Genomic DNA, 24,310 nt, shown 5'->3' with positions numbered 1-24,310 from the left:
CGAGCACCACTGCAACAGAACACATGAGCAAGGCGAGGCGGACATCATGAGGCGGGTCGTCATCACGGGCATGGGCATCGTCTCGTCGATCGGCAACAACACCCAGGAGGTGCTTGCGAGCCTGTACGAGGCGAAGTCCGGCATCTCCCGTGCTGAGAAATATGCCGAGCTTGGTTTCCGTTCGCAGGTGCAAGGTGCGCCGACGCTGAATCCGGCCGAGGTGGTCGACCGTCGCGCGATGCGTTTCCTCGGCGAGGGCGCGGCGTGGAATCACGTCGCGATGGAGCAGGCAATCCTCGATTCCGGTCTGGAGCCGACCGATGTCTCCAACGTCCGCACCGGCATCATCATGGGCTCGGGCGGGCCGTCGACGCGCACCCTGGTCGAGGCCGCCGACATCACCCGCACCAAGGGCCCGAAGCGCGTCGGACCTTTCGCAGTGCCGAAGGCGATGTCGTCGACGGCCTCGGCGACGCTCGCGACCTGGTTCAAGATCAAGGGCGTCAACTACTCGATCTCCTCGGCCTGCGCGACCTCCAATCATTGCATCGGCAATGCCTATGAAATGATCCAGTATGGCAAGCAGGATGTGATGTTCGCCGGCGGCTGCGAGGAGCTCGACTGGACGCTCTCGGTGCTGTTCGACGCGATGGGCGCGATGTCGTCCAAGCATAACGAGACGCCCGCAACCGCCTCACGTCCGTATGATGTGAGCCGCGACGGCTTCGTGATCGCCGGCGGTGCTGGTGTGCTGGTGCTTGAAGAGCTCGAGCGCGCCAAGGCGCGCGGCGCCAAGATCTATGGCGAGATCGTCGGCTATGGCGCGACCTCGGACGGCTACGACATGGTCGCGCCGTCGGGCGAGGGCGCGGAACGCTGCATGCAGATGGCACTGTCGACGGTGAAGACCAGGATCGATTACATCAATCCGCATGCGACCTCGACGCCGGCCGGCGATCCGCCGGAGATCGAGGCGATCCGCAAGGTGTTCGGATCGGGCGAGAAGTGCCCGCCGATCGCGGCCACCAAGGCGCTGACCGGCCACTCGCTCGGCGCCACCGGCGTGCAGGAGGCGATCTACTCGCTGCTCATGATGAAGAACGGCTTCATCTGCGAGAGCGCCAACATCACCGAGCTCGATCCGGTGTTCGCGGACATGCCGATCGTGCGCAGGCGCATCGACAATGCCAAGCTCGGCACCGTGCTGTCGAACTCGTTTGGCTTCGGCGGCACCAACGCGACGCTGGTCTTCAAGCACCTCGACGCCTAAGGTTTCGAACAACACGGGTTCCTCTCACGAGCCGGACAACAGCGCGACGCGTTTCGCACCGCTGTCCGGCTATCGACGTCCGGGGAACCTGACGATCATCTTGGCTGGGTCGGCCCGGCATCACGAAGGAGAGTGAGCATGCAGGGTCTGATGGCAGGCAAGCGCGGTCTGGTCATGGGCATCGCCAACGACCATTCGATCGCCTGGGGCATCGCCAAGACGCTCGCTGCGCACGGCGCCGAGATGGCCTTCACCTATCAGGGCGACGCGCTCGGCAAGCGCGTGCGGCCGCTCGCCGATGAGCTCGGCGTCAAGCATGTGCTGCCTTGCGACGTCGAGGACATCGCCAGCGTCGACGGCGTCTTCACGAGCTTGCGCGAGGCCTGGGGCGGGCTCGACTTCATCGTCCACGCCGTCGCCTTCTCCGACAAGAACGAGCTCAAGGGCCGCTACGCCGACACCTCGCGCGAGAATTTCTCGCGCACGATGCTGATCTCCTGCTTCTCCTTCACCGAGATCGCCAAGCGCGCCGCCGAGCTGATGCCGGAGAGCGGCGGCAGCATGATCACGCTGACCTTCGACGGCTCCAACCGCGTGATGCCGAACTACAACGTGATGGGCGTCGCCAAGGCCGCGCTCGAAGCCTCGGTGCGCTACCTCGCCGCCGACTACGGCCGCCGCGCGATCCGCGTCAACGCGATCTCGGCCGGCCCGGTGCGCACGCTCGCGGGTTCCGGCATTGGCGATGCGCGCTTCATGTTCGCGTTCCAGCAGAAGCACTCGCCGCTCGGCCGCGGCATTACGCTGGAGGAGCTCGGCGGTTCCGCGCTGTATCTGCTGTCCGATCTCTCCGGCGGCGTCACCGGCGAGATCCACTATGTGGACTCCGGCTACAACGTCATCTCGATGCCGCGGCCCGAGGATCTCAAGGCGGAGTAGTTCCCGCGCGCATCGGTGTGTCCGGCCGCCGTCGGCGGTTCCGGCGGCGCAGCGTGATGCACCCATTTTTTCCCAGTTGAAGGCCCCGCTCTCCTGCGGATAATTCCGCGCATTGAGGGCGGCTGTGCGCGCGCCTCGTTGCGCCACCGACAGGGCAAGGCACCGCGACCAGTGCTTCGGTTCCAAGGCTGGGCCGCGATCGCGCCGGCAGCACAGTGACATCGTGGGGGCGATGATGCTGCGTTCGAGGACTTGCATCGTCGCGCTGTGCGCGACGAGCGCGGTGTGGTGCGTCGGCGCAGCGCCGGTGCGTGCGCAATCGACGGTGTGGGACGCCACGATCTCCAATACGAACTGGTATGTGCCGACGGCCCAGTTGCTGGCCTACATGTCGCCGAAGACCGGCTTCACCAACCCGATTCCGATCGGCGATCAGACGCTGTGGACCTTGGGCACGGCGACCAACGGCTCCTTCACGGGAACCAGCGTCGCGCAGCTCAGGATCGGACCCGCGCTGCTCACCGACACCTCGACCATCCAGGGCTTCGTCACCACCAGCGGCCAGATCACGATGCTGTTTACGCCGACGGGCGGCGGCACGGTGACGGTCGGGCTCGGCACCATGCGCCTGGTGAATGGCGTCACCAGCATGGAGATGCAGATGATCACCGGCGACACGCTGCTGGTGACGCATTGGGCCTACATGCTGCCCTATGATCCCGCGACCTTCACGCCGCCGCCATCGGCACCGGTGCCTGCCAATTCAGTGCCGCAATGGGCGTGGACCGCCGGGACGCCCTGGCGGATCGTCAGCCCGGCCTTGTTCGGCACGCAGGCGCCGGGCCGCTTCGTCATCACCAACTATCAGAATGGCTATTTCTGGGGCGCGGGCATCGCGCCCGCCGGTAGCGCAGCCGGCGGCTTCACGCTGCTCGGCTCCGTCACGCCGGAGGGCCGCGTTCTGTTCAACACGCTGTCGCGTGGCAGCCTGACCAGCCTGTACGGCACCGCCAGCGGCAGTGCGTCGGGCGCGCAGATGATCGCCTCGATGTACGATCTCGCGGGAAACATGACCGGAGATCTGGCGACGATGTCGCTGGTGCAGCCTTATGGCGACACGCTGCGTGCGGCGGGTGGTCGTGTCGGCCTCGAGGCCGCTGACGCGCTCTACCGCCTGTCGATGACATCAGCGGGCTGCAGCGGTGGGATGGCGTCGGGTTTCGCGGCGCTCGACAATCTCAGCGGACCCTCGCTCGGCAACGCCATCAAGCAGACGCTTCCGGTGCTGACCGGCGCGGCGTCGCAGGCGACCTACGTCACGCAGCGCGATTTCCGGCAGACGATGACCAACCGGCTCGACGACATGGCAAGCATGCGCATCGCGGCTGGACAACATGTCTGGATGCAGCCGCTCGGCGGCACTGCGCAGCAGTCGGCCCGCGACGGCGTGCCCGGCTACAATGCGTCCGGCGGCGGCCTGGCTTTCGGCGCCGACGCCCCGCTGTCACCAGGTGCCGTCATCGGTGGCGTCGCGGCCTATTCGCGCCAGACGATCAGCGGCAGCGACGACGCCGTTCCGAACCGTCTGACGGTGTCATCCTATCAACTCGGCCTGTACGGCGCCTATGCCGTGAGCCCCGGCCTCCTGCTCGACTATCAGCTCGATGGCGGAACCAGCGACAATGGTGAAAGCCGCTCGCTGGGCTTCATGAGCGCGACCGCCGCGGGCAGCTATCGATCCTATGCGGGCCATGTCGGCGTGGGTGTGAAGACCCGCATTGCGCTTCAAGACAAGCTCTCGCTCATCCCCTCGCTGCGCCTGGACTACGGCGCTGTTCGCAGCAACGCCTATCGCGAGAACGGAGCCGACGGCTTCAGTCTCAACGTCGAGACGCAGCGTTATCAGGAACTGACGGCCACGGCCGGGCTGAAAGCCGTCTATGCGATCGCAAAACAGGTTCGCCTCAGCGGCGAGGTCGGGGTGGGCTACAACGCGCTGAACCAGCGGCTGCAGATCGGCGCCGCCTTCTCTGGCGGTGGAGACAGCTTCACCACCAACGGCCTCGCCCTGTCGCCTTGGATCTATTCGGCGGGCCTCGGATTAATCGCTGCTCGCAGCGACCGGCTCGATCTCAGCATCCGCTACGGCGTGAGCGCGACATCGTCCGGGCTGGTCGAGCAGTCCGGACACGCGGTGCTGAAGGTCAGGCTGTGAGCGCCCTGGTCTACGTGCTGGCTACTCGCCAGCCTACTCGCGGGCGAAATAGTCCGGCAGAGCCTGGTCGAGCCGGAATCTGAGCATGGAGCGCGCCATGTCGCGCAGCACGGTGTTGCTGGCGGCATCCTCGGGCTTGGCTGGAAAGGCTGAATTGTCGACGTCCCCGGCGTGAGAAGGCGGTCCCATTCCCGAGGTCAGACGCGACATGAAGGTTTTCGAGCTCGGCGGCGGCTTGAGCTTCTCGAAGGTCGTGCCGTCGAACAGTTGAAGGCCGATCATGACAAACACGTGCGTGTAGCGCACCAGGCCCGCCACGCGGCTGACCACGCCAATGCCGGACACCGTGTCGTAAGTCGATGGCTCGCGGCCGGAGGCGCGCAACACCACGAGATAGCGCGCGCACCCGGCGGAGCCGGCGACCTTCTTGACGATGGCTGGAAAGATGTCATTCGCCTCCGGGGCCGACTGCGACTGATACAGCGGATCGAACGCGCCCTTTGGCACGGCGATGCGGCGAACATTGTCGCCACCCGCCGCCTTGGCGCGCGCGTAGATCAGGTCGTCGAAGCCCCAGGCGACGGGCACTTGTTTGAAGTCGCCGCCAAGCGACGCGATGCCGCTGTCCTGCACCGCGAAGACGTCGCCAACGGCCGAGATCAGGCCGGTGTCGCAGGGGCCGCTTTCGCGCGTGGTCGTCGCGGGCCTGCCGGATTTTGCCGTCGCGGCGCCTGCGCGGGGTGCGGCCTTGGTTGCCGCTGTCGATGGTGCGGATTGCGCCAGCACGTTTGTCGGCGTGACGGATAGTTGGAAAAGTGCAAGGGCGAGAGCGGTGACGGCGAGACGGCGGATCGGCATGGGCAGCGCGGACATCGGTGCGTTCGAGAACGGCTCACGCCGTCGGGAACCCGACCCTAGTTCCCAGGGAAAGCCGCGCGCAATGCCTTTCCGGCGACAGGCGAGCGATGTCGCAAATGCACGTGTTGAGATCAGCTCTGGGTTTGGCTTTCGCGCTTCCAGCGATAGTACTTCATCATCCGGCCATGCACCGGATCGGCTTCGGTCTTCTCAGGCACGAAGCCTTCGCGCTCGTACCAGCGCCAGGCCCTTTCGTTGCCCTCCGCGCAGCGCAGCCAGATCTCGTCGGGCAGCGCGCCGCGGGTGAAGGCGAGCAGGCGGCGGCCGAGCGAGCGGCCTTGATAGGCGGGCGCAATCATCAGCTGATCGAGATAGAGCTTGGGCAGGTTGATCGCGAGCATCGCGGCGAGCGTGCCGCTGTCATCGGCGACGTACAGGCTCCAGCCGCCGGCCACCTCGCGCGGCACGCGCGCTTGCAGGATGCCGAGCAGCGTCTCGCTCGGGCTCTCCAGCCCGGTCGAACACCAGCTTTCCATCCAAAGCTTTGCGATGGCGTCGTATTCGTCCGGGTGGGCAGGACGGATGATCGGCTCGAGCATGGCCTCTAATCTCGGGCGAGACATCGCCATGACATAAGCTATCTCCTCCGTCATTGCGCGCGAAGCAGTCCAGAATGCCGGGCGCGGCCCCGGATTGCTTCGCTTCGCCGCTTCGCTCGCAATGACCTGGAGGGACCTGCGACCGATAATGAAAAAGGGCGGCTCGAAAGCCGCCCTTTGGTGTCTCTCGAAACTCCTGCGCCGCTTACTCGCCGGCGGCCTCGCGCGGCGCCTCGGCGGGGGCGTCCTTTTGCTTGGCCTCGAGGTCCTCGCCGGTGGTCTGGTCGACGACCTTCATCGACAGCCGGGTCTTGCCGCGGTCGTCGAAGCCGAGCAGCTTGACCTTGACCTTGTCGCCTTCCTTGACGACGTCGGTGGTCTTCTGCACGCGCTTGTCGGCGAGCTGCGAGATGTGCACGAGGCCGTCGCGGGTGCCGAAGAAGTTCACGAAGGCGCCGAACTCCATCACCTTGACGACGGTGCCGTCATAGATCTGGCCGACCTCCGGATCGGAGGCGATCGACTTGATCCACTTGATGGCGGCCTTCATGGCCTCGCCGTCGCTGGAGGCGACCTTCACGGTGCCGTCGTCCTCGATGTTGACCTTGGCGCCGGTCTTCTCGACGATCTCGCGGATCACCTTGCCGCCGGTGCCAATCACTTCGCGGATCTTGTCGGTGGCGATCTTGAAGGTCTCGATACGCGGCGCGTATTCGCCAAGCTCGGCGCGGGCTGCGGTCAGCGCCTTGGACATTTCGCCCAGGATGTGGATGCGGCCCTCGCGCGCCTGGCCGAGCGCCACGCGCATGATCTCCTCGGTGATGCCCTCGATCTTGATGTCCATCTGCAGCGAGGTGATGCCGGACTCAGTGCCCGCCACCTTGAAGTCCATGTCGCCGAGATGGTCCTCGTCGCCGAGAATGTCGGACAGCACGGCGAAGCGGCTACCTTCCAGGATCAGGCCCATCGCGATACCCGCGGTCGGCCGCTTCAAGGGGACGCCGGCATCCATCAGCGCCAGCGACGAGCCGCAGACGGTCGCCATCGACGACGAGCCGTTGGACTCCGTCACTTCCGACACCACCCGGGTGGTGTAGGGGAACTCGTGGTGCGGCGGCAGCACCGGGTGGATCGCGCGCCACGCCAGCTTGCCATGGCCGATCTCGCGGCGCTTGGTGCCGCCAAGGCGGCCGGTCTCACCGACCGAATAGGGCGGGAAGTTGTAATGCAGCAGGAACGTCTCTTTGTACGTTCCCGACAGCGCGTCGATGTACTGCTCGTCCTCGCCGGTGCCGAGCGTGGTCACCACCAGCGCCTGGGTCTCACCGCGGGTGAACAGCGCCGAGCCATGGGCGCGCGGCAGCACGCCGACTTCGCAGACGATGTTGCGCACCGTCTTGGCGTCGCGGCCGTCGATGCGTTTGCCGGTGTCCAGGATGTTCCAGCGAACGATTTTGGCCTCGAGCTCCTTGAACACGGCGGCGACCCGGAGCTTGTCGTATTTCGGCTCTTGCCCCTCTGGGAAGAAGTACGCCATCACCTTTTCCTTGACGGCGCCGACGGCGGCGTAGCGCTCCTGCTTGATCGCGATCGCGTAGGCCTTGCGCAGGTCCTGCTCGGCGATGCCCAGCATCTCCTTCTCGATCGCGCTGTTGTCGATGATCGCGACGTCGCGCGGATCCTTGGCGGCCTTTTCGGCGAGCTCGATGATCGCATTGATCACCGGCTGGAAGTGACGGTGACCGAACATCACCGCGCCGAGCATGATGTCCTCGTTGAGCTCCTTGGCTTCGGATTCCACCATCAGCACGGCGTCCGAGGTGCCGGCGACGACCAGGTCGAGCTGGGTGTCGGCCATCTCGTCGAGGGTCGGGTTGAGGATGTATTCGTCATTGGCGAAGCCGACGCGGGCGGCGCCGATCGGGCCCTTGAACGGTACGCCCGAGAGGGTCAGCGCGGCGGAGGCGGCGACCAGCGCCACGATGTCCGGATCGTTCTCCATGTCGTGCGACAGCACGGTCACGATGACCTGGGTCTCGTTGCGCCAGGAATCGACGAAAAGCGGGCGGATCGGACGGTCGATCAGGCGGGAGACCAGCGTCTCCTTCTCGGTCGGACGGCCCTCGCGCTTGAAATAGCCGCCGGGAATGCGCCCCGCAGCGTACGCCTTTTCCTGATAGTCGACGGTGAGCGGCAGGAAGTCGACGCCGTCGCGCGGCGCCTTGGCGGCGACGACGGTCGCCAGCACGACGGTCTCGCCATAGGTGGCGACGACGGCGCCGTCAGCCTGGCGCGCGATCTTGCCGGTTTCCAGTTTGAGGGGACGTCCACCCCAGTCGATCTCGACGGAATGCTTGGTAAACATGGGTCTCTTCTTTCATAGGATGAGCGAAGGCAGACCCCCAAAACAAAAAAACCATGCGCAAGATTGCAGGGCGCTGGATTGCGATCAGCGCCCTGCGATCCTGCCATGGTTTTCTTATTTCGGATGGCGTCCATCCTTCTCGTCGTACGGGCACCTTGCCCGTCACGCCCAGCGGCCGGATTGCTGCTGGGGCGTACTGTAAGGTCTGCGCCGGACCGGCACGTGAAGCGATCCGCTTCTTTCCGGTGTCCTGCCAGACCGCATGATCCCGGATTCACGAACGTCGCGACAGGCGGCGTTCTCGGGATCATGCCATGACGCGCGCCAACTCGCGCGCGCTCACTCCAAGGCGAAGCTCAACGACGGATGTTGTGCTTCTCGAGCAGCGCCTTGTAACGCGCCTCGTCGTTCTTCTTCAGATAGTCGAGCAGCGAACGGCGGGTCGAGACCAGCTTCAGGAGGCCGCGGCGGGAGTGGTTGTCCTTGCCGTGGGTCTTGAAATGGCCCGTCAGGTTGTTGATGCGCTCCGACAGGATCGCAACCTGCACTTCGGGGGAGCCGGTGTCGCCGGCCTTGGTGGCGTTCGCCTTGATGATTTCCGCCTTGCGCTCTGCGGTAATCGACATCGTCAATCTCTCTCGTTGCGGCCGGAGCTGGCAGTCAGTCCGGTCAGGTTGAACACGCGCTTGGGGATGAGTTCGCCATTGCCAATTTCGGCAAGCGCCAGAAGGCGGCCTGCGACCGTGACATAGACTGTGCCGCTACTCTGGGGCGCATCCCGTCCGCGCAACAAGACGGCCTGGCCCCGATGGAGCCTTGCCGCATCCGCCCGCGTGACGGCCAGTGCCGGGATGTCGTCCAGCGCGGTCTCAACGGGCAGCAGTGCGTCGGCGAGGCTTCCCTCACCGGACGCGGCTCTATTGCACAAAGCCTCCAGCTGTTCCAGCGGAATCATGTCGTTCTCGGTAAACGGACCGACCAAAGTCCGCCGGAGGGCGCTGATATGGCCGTAGCAGCCGAGGAGCCGACCCATGTCGCGCGCCAGGGCCCTGACATAGGTTCCCTTGCCACATTCCGCCTCGAACACCGAATGGTCGGCGTCGGGCTGGTCGACGAGGGTCAGTTCATGAATCTCGACCGGGCGCGGCTGCAGCTCGACCACCTCGCCGTCGCGGGCCAGATCATAGGCGCGCTCGCCCTGGATCTTGATCGCGGAATAACGCGGCGGAGTCTGCTCGATCCGGCCGGTAAATTGCGGAAGCAGTGCGCGGATCGCGGCGACATCCGGCCGGTTCTCGCTGGTCTCGACCACCCGCCCCTCGGTGTCATCGGTATCGCGCTCCGCACCCCAGGTGACGGTGAAACGGTAGCGCTTGCGGCCGTCCATCACGAACGGAACGGTCTTGGTGGCCTCGCCGAGCGCGATCGGAAGCCCGCCGGAGGCGAGCGGATCGAGCGTGCCGGCATGGCCGGCGCGCTTGGCCTGGAACAGGCGCTTGGCGACCGCGACGGCCTGCGTCGAGGTCATGCCGATCGGCTTGTCGAGCACGACCCAGCCATGAACGTCGCGACGATCGCGGCGCGGCTGATTGCCCCTCTGCTGCTTGTTGCGCGGATCGTTGTTGTCGCGCGGAGGACGCGCGTCGGAAGAATTTTTTTGAACGTTGACGGCCTTGGGCACGATGCTGAGCGCATCGACAGCGCCGGTTTCCGGGGGAATGGTCATCAGCTCTCTTCCAAATCCGAATTGAGATCTCTCTGCACCGCGGGTGTTCTGAGTAATTTCTCGATCCGTTCCGCTTCGTCGAATCGCTCGTCGACGCGGAAGCGGATGTCAGGTGCAAATTTCAGGTTAACGCGCCGCGCGACCTCGCCGCGCAGGAACTTCTTGTTGCGCTCCAGCGCCGCGAGCACGACGTCGGTGTCACGTCCGCCGAGCGGCATGATGTAGATCGTTGCAAGCTTGAGATCGGGCGACATGCGGACTTCGGGCACCGTGATGATGTGTCCCTCCAGGTCCGGATCGTGCGCGCTACCCTGGCTGAGAATGTCGGCGACAGCGTGACGCACGGTCTCGGCGACGCGCAGCTGACGCTGCGAGCCGCCGGAAGCCGCGCTTCCCCTCTGATGATGACGAGGCATTTTGCAAAAAATCCATGGGATCATCGCCCGGCATGCGCGCGGGCGAGCGGATCATTCTGATTGAGTTCAACGACGCTTGGTTAAGTTCAAGCTGCGCAGCGATTCCGCCGAAACACGGAATCGCTGCTCGCTCGAAAGACAGCGCGCTCTGTAGGATTCGGACTTACAGCGAGCGCTGAATGGTCTCCACGCGATAACATTCGATGACGTCGCCGACACGCATGTCGCCGTAGTTCTCGAAGGCCATGCCGCATTCCTGGCCGGCCTGCACGTCCTTCACCTCGTCCTTGAAGCGCTTCAGCGTCGACAGCTTGCCCTCGTGAACCACGACGTTGTCGCGGATCAGGCGGACATTGGCGCCGCGCTCGACGGTGCCGTCGGTGACGCGGCAGCCGGCGACCTTGCCGACCTTGGAGATGTTGAACACCTCGAGGATCTGCGCATTGCCGAGCATGGTCTCGCGCAGCGTCGGCGCGAGCAGACCGCTCATCGCCTTCTTCACGTCATCCACGAGGTCGTAGATGATGTTGTAGTAGCGGATCTCGATGCCGTTGCGCTTGGCGAGCGCGGCGGCTTCCTTGTTGGCTCGGACCGAGAAGCCGATGATCGCGGCGTTGAAGCCTTCGGCCAGCGTGACGTCGGACTCGCTGATGCCGCCGACGCCGGCATGCAGGATGCGGGCGGCGACCTCCTCGGTACCGAGCTTCTCCAGCGAGCCGAGAATGGCTTCCAGCGAGCCCTGCACGTCGGCCTTGATGACAAGCGGGAATTCCTTGCGGCCCGCCGTCTTCAACTGCGACATCATCTGTTCGAGCGAGCCGCGCATGCCGGAGATCGAGGCGGCCGCGTTCTCGCGCTTCTGGTGCGCGCGATAGGAGGTGACCTGGCGGGCACGGGCTTCGTTCTCGACCACGGCAAGACGGTCGCCGGCTTCCGGCGGGCCGTTGAAGCCGAGCACCTCGACCGGCACCGACGGGCCGGCCTCCTGCAGGGTCTCGCCCTGGTCGGAGATCAGCGCGCGGACGCGGCCCATCTCGGCGCCGGCGACGATGATGTCGCCGACCCGCAAGGTGCCGCGCTGGACCAGCACGGTGGCGACCGGACCACGACCGCGATCGAGCTTGGCTTCGATCACCGTGCCCTCGGCCGGACGATCCGAATTGGTCTTGAGGTCTAGGATGTCGGCCTGCAGCGCGATCATCTCCAGCAGACGATCGAGATTGGTCTTGTTCTTGGCGGACACCTCGACGTCGACGACGTCACCGCCCAGCGATTCCACCTGCACCTCGTGCTGCAGCAGCTCGGTGCGGACGCGCTCGGGGCGGGCGTCGGGCTTGTCGATCTTGTTGATCGCCACGATCATCGGCACCTTCGCCGCCTTGGCGTGGTTGATGGCCTCGATCGTCTGCGGCATGACGCCGTCATCGGCCGCGACCACCAGCACCACGATGTCGGTGACCTTGGCGCCGCGGGCGCGCATCGCGGTGAACGCGGCGTGGCCGGGCGTGTCGATGAAGGTGATTTTCTTGCCGCTATCCGGCGCGGTCACCTGATAGGCGCCGATGTGCTGGGTAATGCCGCCGGCTTCGCCGGACACCACGTTGGCGTGGCGCAGCGCGTCGAGCAGCGAGGTCTTGCCGTGATCGACGTGGCCCATGACGGTGACGACCGGCGAGCGCGGCTCGGTATCGGTCGAATCGTCGACGACGTCGAACAGGCCCTCTTCCACGTCGGAGGCGGCGACGCGCTTGACAGTGTGGCCGAGCTCTTCGGCGATCAGCTGGGCGGTGTCGGCATCGATCACGTCGGTGATCTTGTGCATCGCGCCCTGGCGCATCAGCAGACGGATCACGTCCACGGCGCGCTCCGACATGCGGTTCGCGAGCTCCTGGATCGTGATGGCCTCCGGGATCGTCACCTCGCGGACCAGCTTTTCCTTCTGCTCATTGGCCGCGTGGCCCTTGAGCCGCTGGGTGCGGCGGCGGAACGAGGCGATCGAGCGCTCGCGCACATCGTCGGCATTGAGCGCGGTGACGACCGTCAGACGGCCGCGCTGCTTCTGCGGGCCGGGCTTGTGCGTGGTCTTCGGCGGCGGCGCGGGACGCGCGGCGCCACCGGGGCCGCGGCGGATCTGGCGCGGACCCTCATCCTCGTCGGGACCTGCCGCCACGGCCGCGGGCGCGCGGCCGAGCGGACCACCGCCGGCCGGGCGCGGGCCAGCCGGGCGGGCACCGCCGGGCTGAGAACCACCAGGACGTGAGCTCGGGCCGCCGATCTGCTGCGGGCGGCTGCCTGGGGCGCCTTGCGGCCGGCCAGGCGCCTGTGCCGGGCGAGCCGGCGCGCTGACGGTCGGCTGCGGTGCGGCGGCCGCGGGACGCGGCGCCTCGCCTTCGCCGAAGCGCTTCTTGGCCTCGAGCTCGGCCTTGCGCTTGGCTTCCTCTTCGTGGCGGTGACGCTCTTCCTCCGCCTTGCGGCGCGCCTCGGCAGCCTCGCGCTCGGCGCGCTCGGCGGCCTCGCGCTCGGCACGGCGGCGGGCTTCTTCCTCAGCCTGGCGGCGTTCCTCGAGATCGCGGACGCGGGCGTCGGCGAGCGCGCTGGCGCGGGCCGAGCGCTCATCCTCGGTCAGGGTGCGCAGCACGACGCCGGAGCCGCCACGCTGCTGACCGCCGGACGGGCGCGGTCCGGAGGGGCGGTTGCTCGGGGGCGGCGGCGGTGGCGCCTTGGCGACGGTCGGCTCCGGCGCATGCGGCGCGTCGGGCGCGCCATCGCCGACGCGACGCTTGGTGCCGCGCTTCTCAACCACCACCTGCTTGCTCCGGCCGTGTGGGAAGCTCTGACGCACCGTGCCAGTCTCGACGCGTGGCTTCAGCGTCAAGGTCTTGCTCGGGACACCGAGTTTCTTGTCGCCCGGAGTGTTTTGATCGGCCATTCAGTCGTCCTAATCTCGTTTACCTGCGTGCGGGTCTGCCGCACCGTCCCATTCGTGCAAATCGTCGCGTAATCAGTCGCTATGTCTTCGAAGTCGCAACGGGTGACGTCGAAGACGTTGAAGTCGAAGCAGATGTCGTGGCCGCGGTTCCGGCAATCTTGTCAGCGTCGGCCGACCGGTATCGGACCAGAGTCTGGCTGCGCGACAGGAATGTCCTGCTCGCCGGGCCCGCGAGCACGGCAGCATGTATCACATTTGAGCGCCCAAGTGCCAAATCCAATTCTGCCGAAGTGAGACAGCAGATGATCGGAATTGGCGGGGCTTGTCGTTGATCCCCGTCAGTCGGCCGCACCAGTGCGTCGAGCTTGCGAATCCCGTCGGCCGCGCCGTCCGCGGCGTGGATCAGGGCGGCCAAGCCGACCCGGGTCTGACGCTGCGAGAGCGCCGCCTCCACCTTGGAAAAACCAGAGATGACCTGACCGGCCTTGGCCGCGATCCCCAACGCCTCGATCGCGCTGCGAGCCAGCAGGGCCTCCAGATCATCGGCAAGCGTCGGGTGGACGCGGACGTTGGTCTTGAAGCCACGGCTGAAATGGTGACGGCGCACCGCTTCCGCAACCGCCGGCTTCGACGCCGCGATCCACAATCCCCGTCCGGGCAGCTTGCGCTTGATGTCGGGCACGACGTCCCCCGACGGGCCGACCACGAACCGGATCAGCTCGCCGATCGGCCGCACCTCGCGGCTGACCACGCACATGCGCATGGTCGCGGACTTGTCGGTCCGCGGTCCATTGTCGAGCTCGGGGTCGGCCAAAGCGAGCATGCGGTGGTGCGGCTCCTCATCTCAAGCCAGCAACGTCATGGCGGGGGTCATCGCGGCGTCCAGCATGGGTCAGGCGGGCTGTCCTTCGGCTTCGTCCTCCGCCTCGCCCTTGGCGAGATCGGCCTCGGTGATCCAGCCGGCCTTGACGCGGGCCTGCATGACCATGGCCTCGGCGTCGTCGCGCGAGACGTCGAGCCCGTCGAGAATGCCGGCGAACTTGGTCTGCTCGCCGCCGTCCTTGCGCTCGACCCAGCCGACCAGATCGTCGGTGGCGCAGCCGGCGAGGTCGTCGACGGTCTTGATGTCGTTCTCGCCGAACTTGACCAGCATCTTGGAGGTGACGCCCGGTACGTCCTTCAGCGCATCCTCGACTCCGAGCTCCTTGCGCTTGGCCTCGAGCTCGGCCTCCTGCTGCTCCAGGAATTCGCGGGCGCGGGTCTGCAGCTCGGTCGCGGTCTCCTCGTCGAAGCCCTCGATGCTGGCGAGATCCTTGAGATCGACCAGCGCGAGCTCCTCCACCGAGGTGAAGCCTTCGGACGCCAAGAGCTGGCCGACGACTTCGTCGACGTTGAGCGATTCCATGAATACGCGGGTCGAGTTCTCGAAGTCGGCCTGGCGGCGCTCCGATTCCTCCTGTTCGGTCAGGATGTCGATGTCCCAGCCGGTCAGCTGCGAGGCGAGGCGGACGTTCTGGCCGCGGCGTCCGATCGCCAGCGAGAGCTGGTTGTTGGTGTCGGGGACGACGACCTCGATGCGCTCGCGGTCCTCGTCGATGACGACCTTGGCGACTTCGGCCGGCGCCAGCGCGTTGACCACGAAGGTCGCGATATCGGGCGACCACGGGATGATGTCGATCTTCTCGCCCTGCAGCTCGTTCACCACGGCCTGCACGCGCGAGCCGCGCATGCCGACGCAGGCGCCCACCGGATCGACCGAGGAGTCGCGGGACACGACGCCGATCTTGGCACGCGAGCCGGGATCGCGCGCCACCGCCTTGATCTCAACGATGCCGTCGTAGATCTCCGGCACTTCCTGCGCGAACAGCTTGGCCATGAACTGGGGATGGGTGCGCGACAGGAAGATCTGCGGGCCGCGGGTCTCGCGGCGCACGTCGAACACGTAGGCGCGGACGCGGTCGCCGTTGCGGAACACCTCGCGCGGCAGCATCTCGTCGCGGCGGATGATCGCCTCGCCGCGGCCGAGGTCGAGGATCACGCTGCCATATTCGACGCGCTTGACGACGCCGTTGACGATGTCGCCGATGCGGTCCTTGAATTCCTGGTACTGCCGGTCGCGCTCGGCCTCGCGCACCTTCTGCACGATGACCTGCTTGGCCGATTGCGCGGCGATGCGGCCATATTCCAGCGGCGGCAGCGTATCGGCGATGGTGTCGCCGATCTGCGCGCCGGGATTGGCGCGGCGGGCGTCATCGAGCGAGATCTGGTTGGAGGGGTTCTCGACCTTCTCGACCACCAGCATGTGGCGCGACAGCCGGAGCTCGCCCTTGCGCGGGTCGATCTCGGCATGGACGTCGGTCTCGCTGCCATAGCGGGCGCGGGCGGCCTTGGCGATCGCGTCTTCCATGGCGGCGATCACGATGCCGCGGTCGATCGACTTCTCGCGCGCGACGGCGTCGGCGATCTGCAGCAGTTCCAACCGGTTGGCGCTGACGGCCATGGCTCAAATCTCCTCTAATCAGGATCGATCTCGCCTCTGCGCGCACGATCGGCGGCGAGGCGATGCTTCTTGGTGTCGGTCGGCAGCGGCTTCTTGGCCGGCTTGCCGTCCTTGGCTTTCGGCTTCGGCTTGGCCTGGGCCGCCGGCTTGGCGTGCGGCGCAAGCGGCGGAGCGAGCCCAAGGTCACGCTTCTTTTCGCGCTCGGCCGCCTTGCCGCGGCGCATCGACTCGGCGATCAGCTCGTCGGTCAGAACCATTTTGGCGTCGCCGATGTCGGCCATCGGCAGCACGACATCGGGGTCGGCGTCCTTGGCGACGTCGTCGCGGGTGATGCGTACGCCGTCGCCTTCGACACCCTTGATGATGCCGCGGAAGCGCTTGCGGTTCTGATACGCCACGGCCATCTCGATCTTCACGAGATGACCGACATGGCGCTCGAAATCGGAGCGACGGACCAGCGGCCGGTCGATGCCCGGCGAGGAGATCTCGAGCCGGTAGGCGCGGTCGATCGGGTCGGCGATGTCCAGCACTGGCGACAGCGCCCGCGACACCGCCTCGCAATCCTCGATCTGCATGGTGCCGTCGGGGCGCTCGGCCATCACCTGGACGGTGCAGCCGGATTCGCCGGAGATGCGGATCCGCACCAGCCGGTAACCCATTCCCTGCAGCACCGGGTCGGCCACCGCCGCGACACGCGCCGCAACGCCCGGCTCCACGACGAGCCGGGGCTCGGTCAGAAGGTCGGTGTCTGCGGCTGCGAGGGTCGGTTCCGTCATCGAGGCGTCGATCGCTTGTCTTGCTTGTTTCGGCCGCCTTGTTTCGGCCGTCCTGCCGGTCCGATCGCGCTCACCGGACCGGCCACGCCAATGGCGCAGCGGTCCAGGTAACAAAAAAGAGCGGGTCCGGACGGGCCCACCCTCACTACGCGATCGTATATGAGATGAAGATTGATGGCGCTGATATAGCCGCTTTGCCGTGTCACGGCAAGGGTCGTCTCGGTCCAAACGGAGCCCGGAACCAGGAATCTATCGCTGTCTTCGTTTTCAGCCGAAATTGGCGCTTGTCGCCTTGATCGGTCAGGCGCGGCGCCTCCTCAACGATTCGTTCACCAAGATCAGCTAAAAAACCTGAGTTCGTGCCGTTCCTCGGGGCGCCAATCGCTCCGGCCGACGGCGTGGTGTTGCGTACCGAGTCGACGACATGACCCCAGCGACGGCGTTGATCCCCGGGCTCGACGGGATCGTCAAGCATGGCGATGAAGAGCGCTGCGTCGAAGCCACTCGCCGCATTGCCGATCTCCTTTTCGAGGACGTGACCAGGCTCCGTCCGGAGCACATCAATCTGTTCGATGGATTGTTGACGGACCTGCTGCCTTTCGCGGACGTATCGACGCGCGTCGATCTGGCCGAGCGCCTGTCGTATCTTGCGAAGGCGCCGCGTGTCGTCGTCGGCCGGCTCGCACATGACGACGAGGTCGCTGTGGCGAGCCCGCTGCTGCGACGCTCGCCGGTCCTCGATGATCGCGTGCTGATCGAGATCGCCCAGAGCAAGAGCCAGGGGCACTTGCTCGCGATGGCAGAGCGGCCGGCGCTCTCGGTCGAGATGACCGATGTCCTGGTACGCCGCGGTGATCGCGATGTGGTCAGGCGTGCGGCCGCCAATGATGGCGCAACGTTTTCTGACCGCGGCTATTCCGAGCTGATCAACCGCGCCGGCTTCGACGGCGTGCTGACGCTCACGGTCGGCAAGCGCAACGATCTGTCCGACGATCATCTCAAGCAGCTGCTGGCCGGCTCGCTCGATGTGATCAGGCGGCGGCTGTTCGACGTGGTCAGGCCGGAGAAACAGGCCAGGATCAGGCAAGCTCTCGCCGAGCTGGACGACACCCAGGGCGCGACCGCCAGCAAGCGCAATTTCGTGCCGGCGCAGCGCACGATTCTGGCGCTCTATGAGGACGGCGCGCTCGATGAAGCCGCCCTGATCGGCTTCGCATCCGCGCACAAATACGAGGAGACGGTGGCGGCGCTTGCCGCCATGACGGGGCTGAAGATCGCGACGCTGGACCGGTTGATCTCCGGCGATCGCCACGATCCGCTGCTGATCCTCGGCCGCACGATCGGTTTGGACTGGCGCACCGTGCAGGCGCTGATTCAGCTTCGCCTGGGGCCGAGGCGCGTGCCGGCGCAGCGCGATCTCGACGCGCTGCGCGTCAACTATGCGCGCCTGCTGTCGTCGACGGCCGAGCGCGTCGTGGCGTTCTGGAAGACGCGGCACTGACCGCCCGCCACGGCGCTTCAGCGCCGGCTGAAGATCAGGTAGTTGGCGACGCGACCCTCGCGCGTCGCCTTGCGGCCGTAGCGGGTCATCGTGTAGCCCGGCCACGGCAGGCGCCAGTCGTCGGCGCGCTCCGCGGTCCAGACGAAATCCGGCGCGCGCAGCATGTGCCACAGCGTCCAGGCGCAATAGTCGGCGATGTCGCTGACGAAGCGGAACTCGCCGCCTGGCTTCAGCACGCGGGCCATCGCGGCAATCGTAGCACCCTGCACGAAGCGCCGCTTCCAATGCCGCCGCTTCGGCCATGGATCCGGATGAATGAGATCGATCCGCTGCAGCGACTGCGGGGGCAGCCAGGCCAGCAGCTCGGCTGCGTCACCAGCGAGCAGCCGGATGTTGCCGATGTCGTCGGCCTCGATCGCCGAGAGGATCTTGGCCATGCCGTTGACATAGGGCTCGCAGCCGATGAAGCCCGTCGTGGGGTAGGCCTTGGCCTCCGCCGCGAGATGCTCGCCGCCGCCGAAGCCGATCTCGAGCCGCAGCGCGTCGACCGGTGGATCATACAGCGTCGGCAGCACGACGTCGGCGGGGGCCGACAGGTCGAGCGCGAGATGCGGCAGCAGATTCTCGACCAGGTCGGCCTGGTGCGTCCGCAGCTTGTGACCCTTGCGCCGGCCGAAGAACGAGCCCTGGCCATGCAGGGCTCCGTCGCCGGTGTGATCGTCGTCGATGGGCATCATCGCAAGGCTCATCGCAGCGTCTGATATAGCCGGTGGAGCAGACGCGCCCGCGGCTCGATCGAGGAGATGTACATCTGTTCGTAATGCGTATGCGCGCCCTTGCCGTCGACGCCGAGCCCGTCGAGCGTTGCAGTGAATGGTGCTGTGAAATTGCCGTCGGAGCCGCCGCCGGTGTAGGTGTCGACGAGATCGAAGCCGAGCTCTTCGGCAAGTGTTCTCGCATGCTCGAACAGCGCAGCGCCGGCATTGCCCTTGACGTAGGGCGGCCGGTTGACCTCGCCCTTCACCTCGACGGTGACGCCCTCGCTGCGCGACTTCAAACCGAGGATCTTCGGTACGATCTCGTCGGCATCACCGGGGGTCGGCAGCCGCGCATCAACCTCCGCATGGGCTTCCTCGGCGATCACGTTCGGACGTGTGCCGCCGCGCACCACGCCGACATTCACGGTGATGCCGCGTGCCGGGTCATTCAGTGCCTCGAGCGCGTGGATCACATTGGCGAGTTCGCGGATCGCACTGCGACCGTCCTGCGGGCGCGCGCCGGCATGCGCAGGCACGCCGCGGATCGACACGTCGAAGCGCGCTACGCCCTTGCGGCCGGTGACGATCTTGCCGCCATCGCGCGCGGGCTCGGTGACGAGCACATATTTGGCCTTGCGCCCCTCCTCTTCGATCAGCGCGCGCGATGTCGGGCTGCCGATCTCTTCGTCTGAGACGAACAAATGAGTAATGCCGAGCGGCGATCGCTGGCCGTCCGCGCAGATTTGACGAAAGGCGTGATAGGCGAGATAGGCGCCGCCCTTCATGTCGTAGATGCCGGGCCCGTAGGCGACATCGCCGTCGATCGAGAACGGAAGGCGCTGGATGAAGCCGATCGGGTGCACCGTGTCGAGATGGCTCAGCACCAGAATGCCTGGCTCCTCCTGCCCCCATGACGAGCGCGCCACGAGATGGTCGCCGCAGCCGTTGCGACCGGGAATCCGCTCGACTTTGGCGTCGAGCCCGCGATAGCCGGCGGCGACCACAGACGCGAGCTCATTGACCTTGTCGGGCGCCTCGGTCGGCGTTTCGATCTCGACCCACTGGCGGATGCCTTCGAGAATTGTGCGACTATCGAACGTATTGTTGATGGCAGTCATGAGCTTTGCGAGCAGTTCTTTATGGTTACCAAAGGATATTCGACGGAGGCTGCGGTCGACGGGCGCTGCCCGGAGAGCGGCCACGTTGCCGCGCGCACATGCGCACAAAATGACTTAGAGCGCGACAGCGTTTCCCGAAGGGAAGCCATCGCGCTCTAATGGTCGTGATCGAACTTGTCTATCGGATCATTGGCATTGCGGAATGTGATCCTTCCGCAAGGCTTTGCTCGCTCATGGCCCCCCGTGGGCGCTGACATTCATATGAGAGACGTCATATGAGGCACGGCCGCGATAGGAATGTCAGCGCCAGCGCATCAGCGTGGCTCAGCCCTCACCCTCTTCCGGCGCCTCGCGATCAGCAATCTGCTCGACCAGGTCGACGATGCTGCGGCGAAGCTTCGAGTCGTGGATCCGCGTAAACGCGCGGGTCAACGCCAGCCCTTCGGAGGTTGCCAGAAAATCAGATACATAGGCCGGAGAGGCGCCCTCGCCGAAAGCCTCACCATTGGTCCCACCACTCGGGACGCCTTCGAACAGGAACGAGACAGGGACCTGCAGAACTTCAGAGATCTGCTGGATCCGGCTGGCGCCGACTCGATTGGTGCCTTTTTCGTACTTCTGTATCTGCTGGAACGTGAGTCCGAGAGCCTCACCAAGTTTTTCCTGGCTCATTCCCAGCATGATACGGCGCATCCGCACCCGGCTGCCGACATGCTTGTCAACAGGGTTGGGCGCTTTCGTCGACATCTCTCAACTCCTCAGTATGGCCTCGTAACGAGGCGGTCGCAGTATGCCTCAGGCGCTCACACCGTCAATTTCTGCTCTCATGTCGTACTAACGATGGACGGTCGAGCAGCAAACTGAGCGGATCGTGCTGCCGCGCGAGAATGCGAATTGCAGCAGCTATCTGTCAACACTTGGGGTTTTGCTTGTCAAAAAAAATCTTACGCACCCGGAAAGAAACAGAATCTTGCTGTCGTCAGGGAAGCTTTTGAGCAACACGTCTGCGAACGACTGTGCTCAGGGCGAGCACTAACAGGATGGCAGCCGGAATATCGCCGAATCTCGCATAGATCGTGGGCTGCAGGGCAACAGGCAGCATAGCGTCGAGCACACCCTCAGTGCCCAGAGATAGTTGCGAAATAATGCGGCCGACAGGATCGATCACGGCAGAGATGCCCGTGTTCGCTGATCGAACTAATGGAAGCCCCTGCTCGATGGCGCGCCATTGCGCCTGTTGCAGATGCTGATGAGGACCGGTCGAAACACCAAACCAGCCGTCATTGGTCAGGTTGACGATCCAGCCCGGTCGGTCGTCATTAGCTGCACTATCAGTCGGAAATATGGCTTCGTAGCAGATTAGCGGCAATACACGCGGCGCGTGTGGCACGTCCAGGTTGCGCCGGATCGTACCAGGGATGAAGCCGCCTTGCACCCGGGTCAGCTGCTCCAGCCCGATCCGCTCGAGCAGATTCTGGAACGGGAGAAACTCGCCAAACGGGACCAGATGGAGCTTGTCGTAGACCGACAGCACGGTGCCGTCGTGATCGATCACATAGATCGAGTTATAGGCGCGCGTGATGGGGCCAGTGCGCGGGCCGTCCGGCGCGCGGACCGAACCGGTGATCAGCACCGTTCCGGCCGGCAGCAGGTCAGCGATCTGGCCCATCGCGTCGGCTTCGCGGGTCAGGAAGAACGGGAATGCGGATTCAGGCCAGATCAGGACGTCGGTGTCGCGCACGCCTGTCGACTTCGGACCCGACGCGCGGTCGGAGAGGGCGAGGTAGCGCCGCATCACATCGGCCTTGGCGCCGTAGTTAAATTTGACGTCCTGCTGCAAATTCGGCTGCATGATCCGCAGCTTGAGATCGGGGACGAAGGCGGTGGGATGCTGACCGAGCCTGACGGCGCCGAACACGCCCAAGAGAACCAGCCCGGCAGCGGCTGCCGCCGGCGCGCGCCAGCCCTCCCGCCAGGTCTTGCCATCGATCAGCACCGCGGGGCTGGCAAAAACCGCGATCGTGACAAACGTCATGCCCCAGATGCCGACCAGCGACGCTGCTTGCGCCAGCGCGAGCGGCTGGGATAGCGCATAGCCGAACGTGTTCCAGGGGAAGCCGGTCAGGGCGTGGCCGCGCAGCCATTCGCTGGCGGTCAGGCAGACAGCCAGCGCCAGGATACGGGTTGCATCACGTGTCCACAACAACCGAGCGAGCGCAAAGCCCAGTGCTGGGAACAGCGCGAGATAGGCCGGGAGCCCAAGAACTGCGAACGGCATCAGCCAGGCGAACGTATCGGCGTCGACCAGAAAGGCGTTACCGATCCAGTACAGCCCCGGGACGAAATAGCCCATGCCAAAGCAGAAGCCGGTCAAGGCGGCCGCCGGAATGCCGCGCCGCCGTCCCGCCGCCGCGCCATCGATCAGCCAGACCAGCACAGGGAAGGTGACGGCCAGTACCGGCCAGGCATTGAACGGGGCCATCGCTAGCGAGGAGACGGCGCCTGCCGCGAGCGCAATGGCCGCGCGCTTCCAGCCCCAGGCCAGGACAATTCCAAGCACGAGGCCGCGGATCATCGATAAGCGGATCACTGTGAGCTTGCTCCGTCGCCTTGGGGCGGGCTGCTGTCGTCATGACCGGACGCGGGGCCGGTCTCCACCGGTCGCGGCGGCTCGGCTGCGGTGCCGCTCTCGGATGTTGTCTCTGGTGTCGTCTCGGGCGCCGTTTCGGGTGCGGCCTCGCGGCGCCGGCTTTCGCGCGGCGGCCGCGGCGTCGGCCGCTCCTTGCGCGGAGCGATACGGAGCCGCTTGACCCGGCGCGGGTCGGCGTCGAGCACCTCGACCTCGAAATTGCCGGGGCCCGAGATCAGCTCGCCGCGCACCGGCAGCCGGCCGACATGGTTGACGAGATAGCCGCCCAGGGTTTCGACGCCTTCGCCGGCCTCGCCCGTGACGAACTCCTCGCCGATCACCCGGCGGACATCCTCGAGGCTCGCGCGCGCATCCGCGATGAATGCGTTGTCGGCCTGCCGCATGATCGCGGGCGGCTCGTCGCTGTCATGCTCATCGTCGATCTCGCCGACGATCTGCTCGACGATGTCCTCGATCGAGACCAGCCCGTCGGTGCCGCCATATTCGTCGACCACGAGCGCGAGGTGAATGCGCGAGGCCTGCATCTGCGCCAGCAGGTCGATCGCGCGCATGGAGGGCGGCACGTAGAGCAATTTACGGATGATGTTGGCCTCGAACAGCGGCATCGACAGCTCGACGCTCTTCAGGTCGAGCCCGGCAGGCAGCGGCTTCTTGCGCCGGGCCTTCGCATCATCGGAGACGCGCGCCTGCGCCGTCATGTAGGCGAGCAGGTCGCGGATATGAACCATGCCCTCGGGGTCGTCGAGCGTGTCGTTGTAGACCACCAGGCGTGAATGCGACGCGCTTTCGAACAGACTCATCAGCTCGCCCAGCGTGATGTCACGCCGCACGGCAACGATGTCGGCCCGATGCACCATGACGTCGGCGATCCGCCGCTCGTGCAGGTCGAGGATGTTGCGCAAGAGCGTGCGCTCGACCGCCGAGAAGCCGATGTCGTCGGGCGTCGAGGCATCGAGCACGACCTGCAGATCGTCGCGCACCGATCCGCCGCCCTTCCAGCCGAACAGGTTGCGCAACGCACGAAGCAGCCAGTTCTCGCTCGGCGAACGGCCGAGCTCGGACGGCGGCACCACGGCCGGCAGATTGCGCGTCTGGCGCGGGTTGTCATGGATGGGCTCGGAGTCGGCCATGGTCAATGCATCCGTTCCCGGTCGGCATAGGGATCGGGGATGCCGAGATGGGCCAGGATTTCGGTCTCTAGCGCCTCCATCTCCTCGGCCTCGTCATCGGTCTCGTGATCGTAGCCGATCAGATGCAGGAAGCCGTGCACGGTGAGATGGCTGAGATGATGCGCGAACGGCTTCTGCTCCTCATCGGCCTCGCGGCGCATCGTCTCGTAGGCGATGGCGATGTCGCCGAGCATGCGCGGCGCGTCCTCGTCGCCGCGCGGGCCCGTCGGCTGCAGCGCCGGGAATGACAACACGTTGGTCGGCTTGTCGATGCCGCGCCAATTGCTGTTCAGGGTGCGGATGCCGCCATCATCGGTCAGCATGACCGCGATCTCGGCATCGCCCACGTCGGCATCAACCATCTCTGCGGCGGCGATGATGGCGCGTTGTATGACGTCCTCGGCGTCGGGCTGGTCCTGCCAGCAGTCGGCGGCGACAATGACCTCGGTGATCGGAATGGGACTTTGTGGCATCCTGGTCGAGTTCTGTGCGAATGGCGCTGGCATCGCGCGCCCATCGGC

At 65.8% G+C, this 24,310-nt stretch carries 20 protein-coding genes; 4 read left to right on the top strand and 16 right to left on the bottom strand.

Features of this window, described 5'->3' with window-relative positions:
- The first annotated feature begins 46 nt into the window (after positions 1–46).
- The 3 genes from fabB to BRADO_RS33210 all read left to right on the top strand — a co-directional run bounded on the left by fabB (position 47) and on the right by BRADO_RS33210 (position 4,424).
- The gene (gene fabB, locus BRADO_RS00310) at positions 47–1,270 is read left to right on the top strand and encodes a beta-ketoacyl-ACP synthase I (protein ID WP_011923336.1); all 1,224 of its coding nucleotides are present in this window, start codon (positions 47–49) and stop codon (positions 1,268–1,270) included.
- 138 nt (positions 1,271–1,408) lie between these two features.
- Positions 1,409–2,209: an enoyl-ACP reductase FabI gene (gene fabI / locus BRADO_RS00305; protein WP_041755934.1), complete on the top strand. Its 801-nt coding sequence runs from the start codon at positions 1,409–1,411 to the stop codon at positions 2,207–2,209.
- 232 nt (positions 2,210–2,441) lie between these two features.
- Positions 2,442–4,424, top strand: a complete 1,983-nt coding sequence (locus BRADO_RS33210; RefSeq protein ID WP_011923334.1) for an autotransporter outer membrane beta-barrel domain-containing protein — start codon at positions 2,442–2,444, stop codon at positions 4,422–4,424.
- A 33-nt stretch (positions 4,425–4,457) separates the two neighbouring features.
- On the opposite strand, the gene BRADO_RS00295 is transcribed toward BRADO_RS33210, so the two are convergent.
- The 10 genes from BRADO_RS00295 to rimP all read right to left on the bottom strand — a co-directional run bounded on the left by BRADO_RS00295 (position 4,458) and on the right by rimP (position 16,593).
- Entirely contained in the window at positions 4,458–5,297 is an 840-nt protein-coding gene (locus BRADO_RS00295) for a hypothetical protein (RefSeq protein ID WP_244422944.1), read from the bottom strand.
- 116 nt (positions 5,298–5,413) lie between these two features.
- Entirely contained in the window at positions 5,414–5,881 is a 468-nt protein-coding gene (locus tag BRADO_RS00290; protein ID WP_011923332.1) for a GNAT family N-acetyltransferase, read from the bottom strand.
- A 205-nt stretch (positions 5,882–6,086) separates the two neighbouring features.
- Positions 6,087–8,246 (bottom strand): polyribonucleotide nucleotidyltransferase, encoded by a 2,160-nt coding sequence (gene pnp, locus BRADO_RS00285; RefSeq protein ID WP_011923331.1) that lies wholly within the window; start codon positions 8,244–8,246, stop codon positions 6,087–6,089.
- A gap of 356 nt (positions 8,247–8,602) precedes the next feature.
- On the bottom strand, positions 8,603–8,872 hold the full coding sequence (rpsO, locus tag BRADO_RS00280; protein ID WP_011923330.1) for a 30S ribosomal protein S15: 270 nt from the start codon (positions 8,870–8,872) through the stop codon (positions 8,603–8,605).
- Between the two features lie 2 nt (positions 8,873–8,874).
- On the bottom strand, positions 8,875–9,972 hold the full coding sequence (gene truB / locus BRADO_RS00275) for a tRNA pseudouridine(55) synthase TruB (protein WP_011923329.1): 1,098 nt from the start codon (positions 9,970–9,972) through the stop codon (positions 8,875–8,877).
- The gene (gene rbfA / locus BRADO_RS00270) at positions 9,972–10,388 is read right to left on the bottom strand and encodes a 30S ribosome-binding factor RbfA (RefSeq protein ID WP_011923328.1); all 417 of its coding nucleotides are present in this window, start codon (positions 10,386–10,388) and stop codon (positions 9,972–9,974) included. Before rbfA ends, truB begins: the two co-directional genes overlap by 1 nt.
- A 163-nt stretch (positions 10,389–10,551) precedes the next feature.
- Positions 10,552–13,317, bottom strand: a complete 2,766-nt coding sequence (gene infB / locus BRADO_RS00265) for a translation initiation factor IF-2 (RefSeq protein WP_011923327.1) — start codon at positions 13,315–13,317, stop codon at positions 10,552–10,554.
- Between the two features lie 79 nt (positions 13,318–13,396).
- Positions 13,397–14,140, bottom strand: a complete 744-nt coding sequence (locus BRADO_RS00260) for an RNA-binding protein (RefSeq protein ID WP_011923326.1) — start codon at positions 14,138–14,140, stop codon at positions 13,397–13,399.
- 69 nt (positions 14,141–14,209) lie between these two features.
- Positions 14,210–15,817, bottom strand: coding sequence for a transcription termination factor NusA (gene nusA / locus BRADO_RS00255; RefSeq protein WP_011923325.1), 1,608 nt, complete (start codon positions 15,815–15,817; stop codon positions 14,210–14,212).
- A gap of 14 nt (positions 15,818–15,831) precedes the next feature.
- The gene (gene rimP, locus BRADO_RS00250; RefSeq protein ID WP_041755928.1) at positions 15,832–16,593 is read right to left on the bottom strand and encodes a ribosome maturation factor RimP; all 762 of its coding nucleotides are present in this window, start codon (positions 16,591–16,593) and stop codon (positions 15,832–15,834) included.
- A 424-nt stretch (positions 16,594–17,017) separates the two neighbouring features.
- Between rimP and BRADO_RS00245 the strand changes: the two genes are divergently transcribed.
- Entirely contained in the window at positions 17,018–18,094 is a 1,077-nt protein-coding gene (locus tag BRADO_RS00245; RefSeq protein WP_011923323.1) for a DUF2336 domain-containing protein, read from the top strand.
- A 17-nt stretch (positions 18,095–18,111) separates the two neighbouring features.
- Here the strand turns inward: BRADO_RS00245 and BRADO_RS00240 are convergent, their stop codons facing one another.
- From BRADO_RS00240 to ybeY, 6 genes are all read right to left on the bottom strand, one after another.
- Positions 18,112–18,843, bottom strand: a complete 732-nt coding sequence (locus BRADO_RS00240) for a tRNA (guanine(46)-N(7))-methyltransferase TrmB (protein ID WP_011923322.1) — start codon at positions 18,841–18,843, stop codon at positions 18,112–18,114.
- Positions 18,840–19,970 carry a M20 family metallopeptidase gene (locus BRADO_RS00235; RefSeq protein WP_011923321.1) on the bottom strand — a complete coding sequence of 377 codons (1,131 nt, stop codon included), beginning with the start codon at positions 19,968–19,970 and terminating at the stop codon, positions 18,840–18,842. Before BRADO_RS00235 ends, BRADO_RS00240 begins: the two co-directional genes overlap by 4 nt.
- Positions 19,971–20,294: 324 nt before the next feature.
- The gene (locus BRADO_RS00230; protein WP_011923320.1) at positions 20,295–20,717 is read right to left on the bottom strand and encodes a helix-turn-helix domain-containing protein; all 423 of its coding nucleotides are present in this window, start codon (positions 20,715–20,717) and stop codon (positions 20,295–20,297) included.
- A 232-nt stretch (positions 20,718–20,949) separates the two neighbouring features.
- Entirely contained in the window at positions 20,950–22,545 is a 1,596-nt protein-coding gene (gene lnt / locus BRADO_RS00225) for an apolipoprotein N-acyltransferase (RefSeq protein WP_173363523.1), read from the bottom strand.
- Positions 22,546–22,556: 11 nt separating this feature from the next.
- On the bottom strand, positions 22,557–23,750 hold the full coding sequence (locus BRADO_RS00220; RefSeq protein WP_041755924.1) for a hemolysin family protein: 1,194 nt from the start codon (positions 23,748–23,750) through the stop codon (positions 22,557–22,559).
- A gap of 2 nt (positions 23,751–23,752) precedes the next feature.
- Positions 23,753–24,262 carry an rRNA maturation RNase YbeY gene (gene ybeY, locus BRADO_RS00215; protein WP_041757249.1) on the bottom strand — a complete coding sequence of 170 codons (510 nt, stop codon included), beginning with the start codon at positions 24,260–24,262 and terminating at the stop codon, positions 23,753–23,755.
- Positions 24,263–24,310: the final 48 nt, after the last annotated feature.

Source organism: Bradyrhizobium sp. ORS 278 (genome assembly GCF_000026145.1).
GTDB lineage: Bacteria > Pseudomonadota > Alphaproteobacteria > Rhizobiales > Xanthobacteraceae > Bradyrhizobium.
This window is presented reverse-complemented; position numbering and strand designations above follow the sequence as displayed.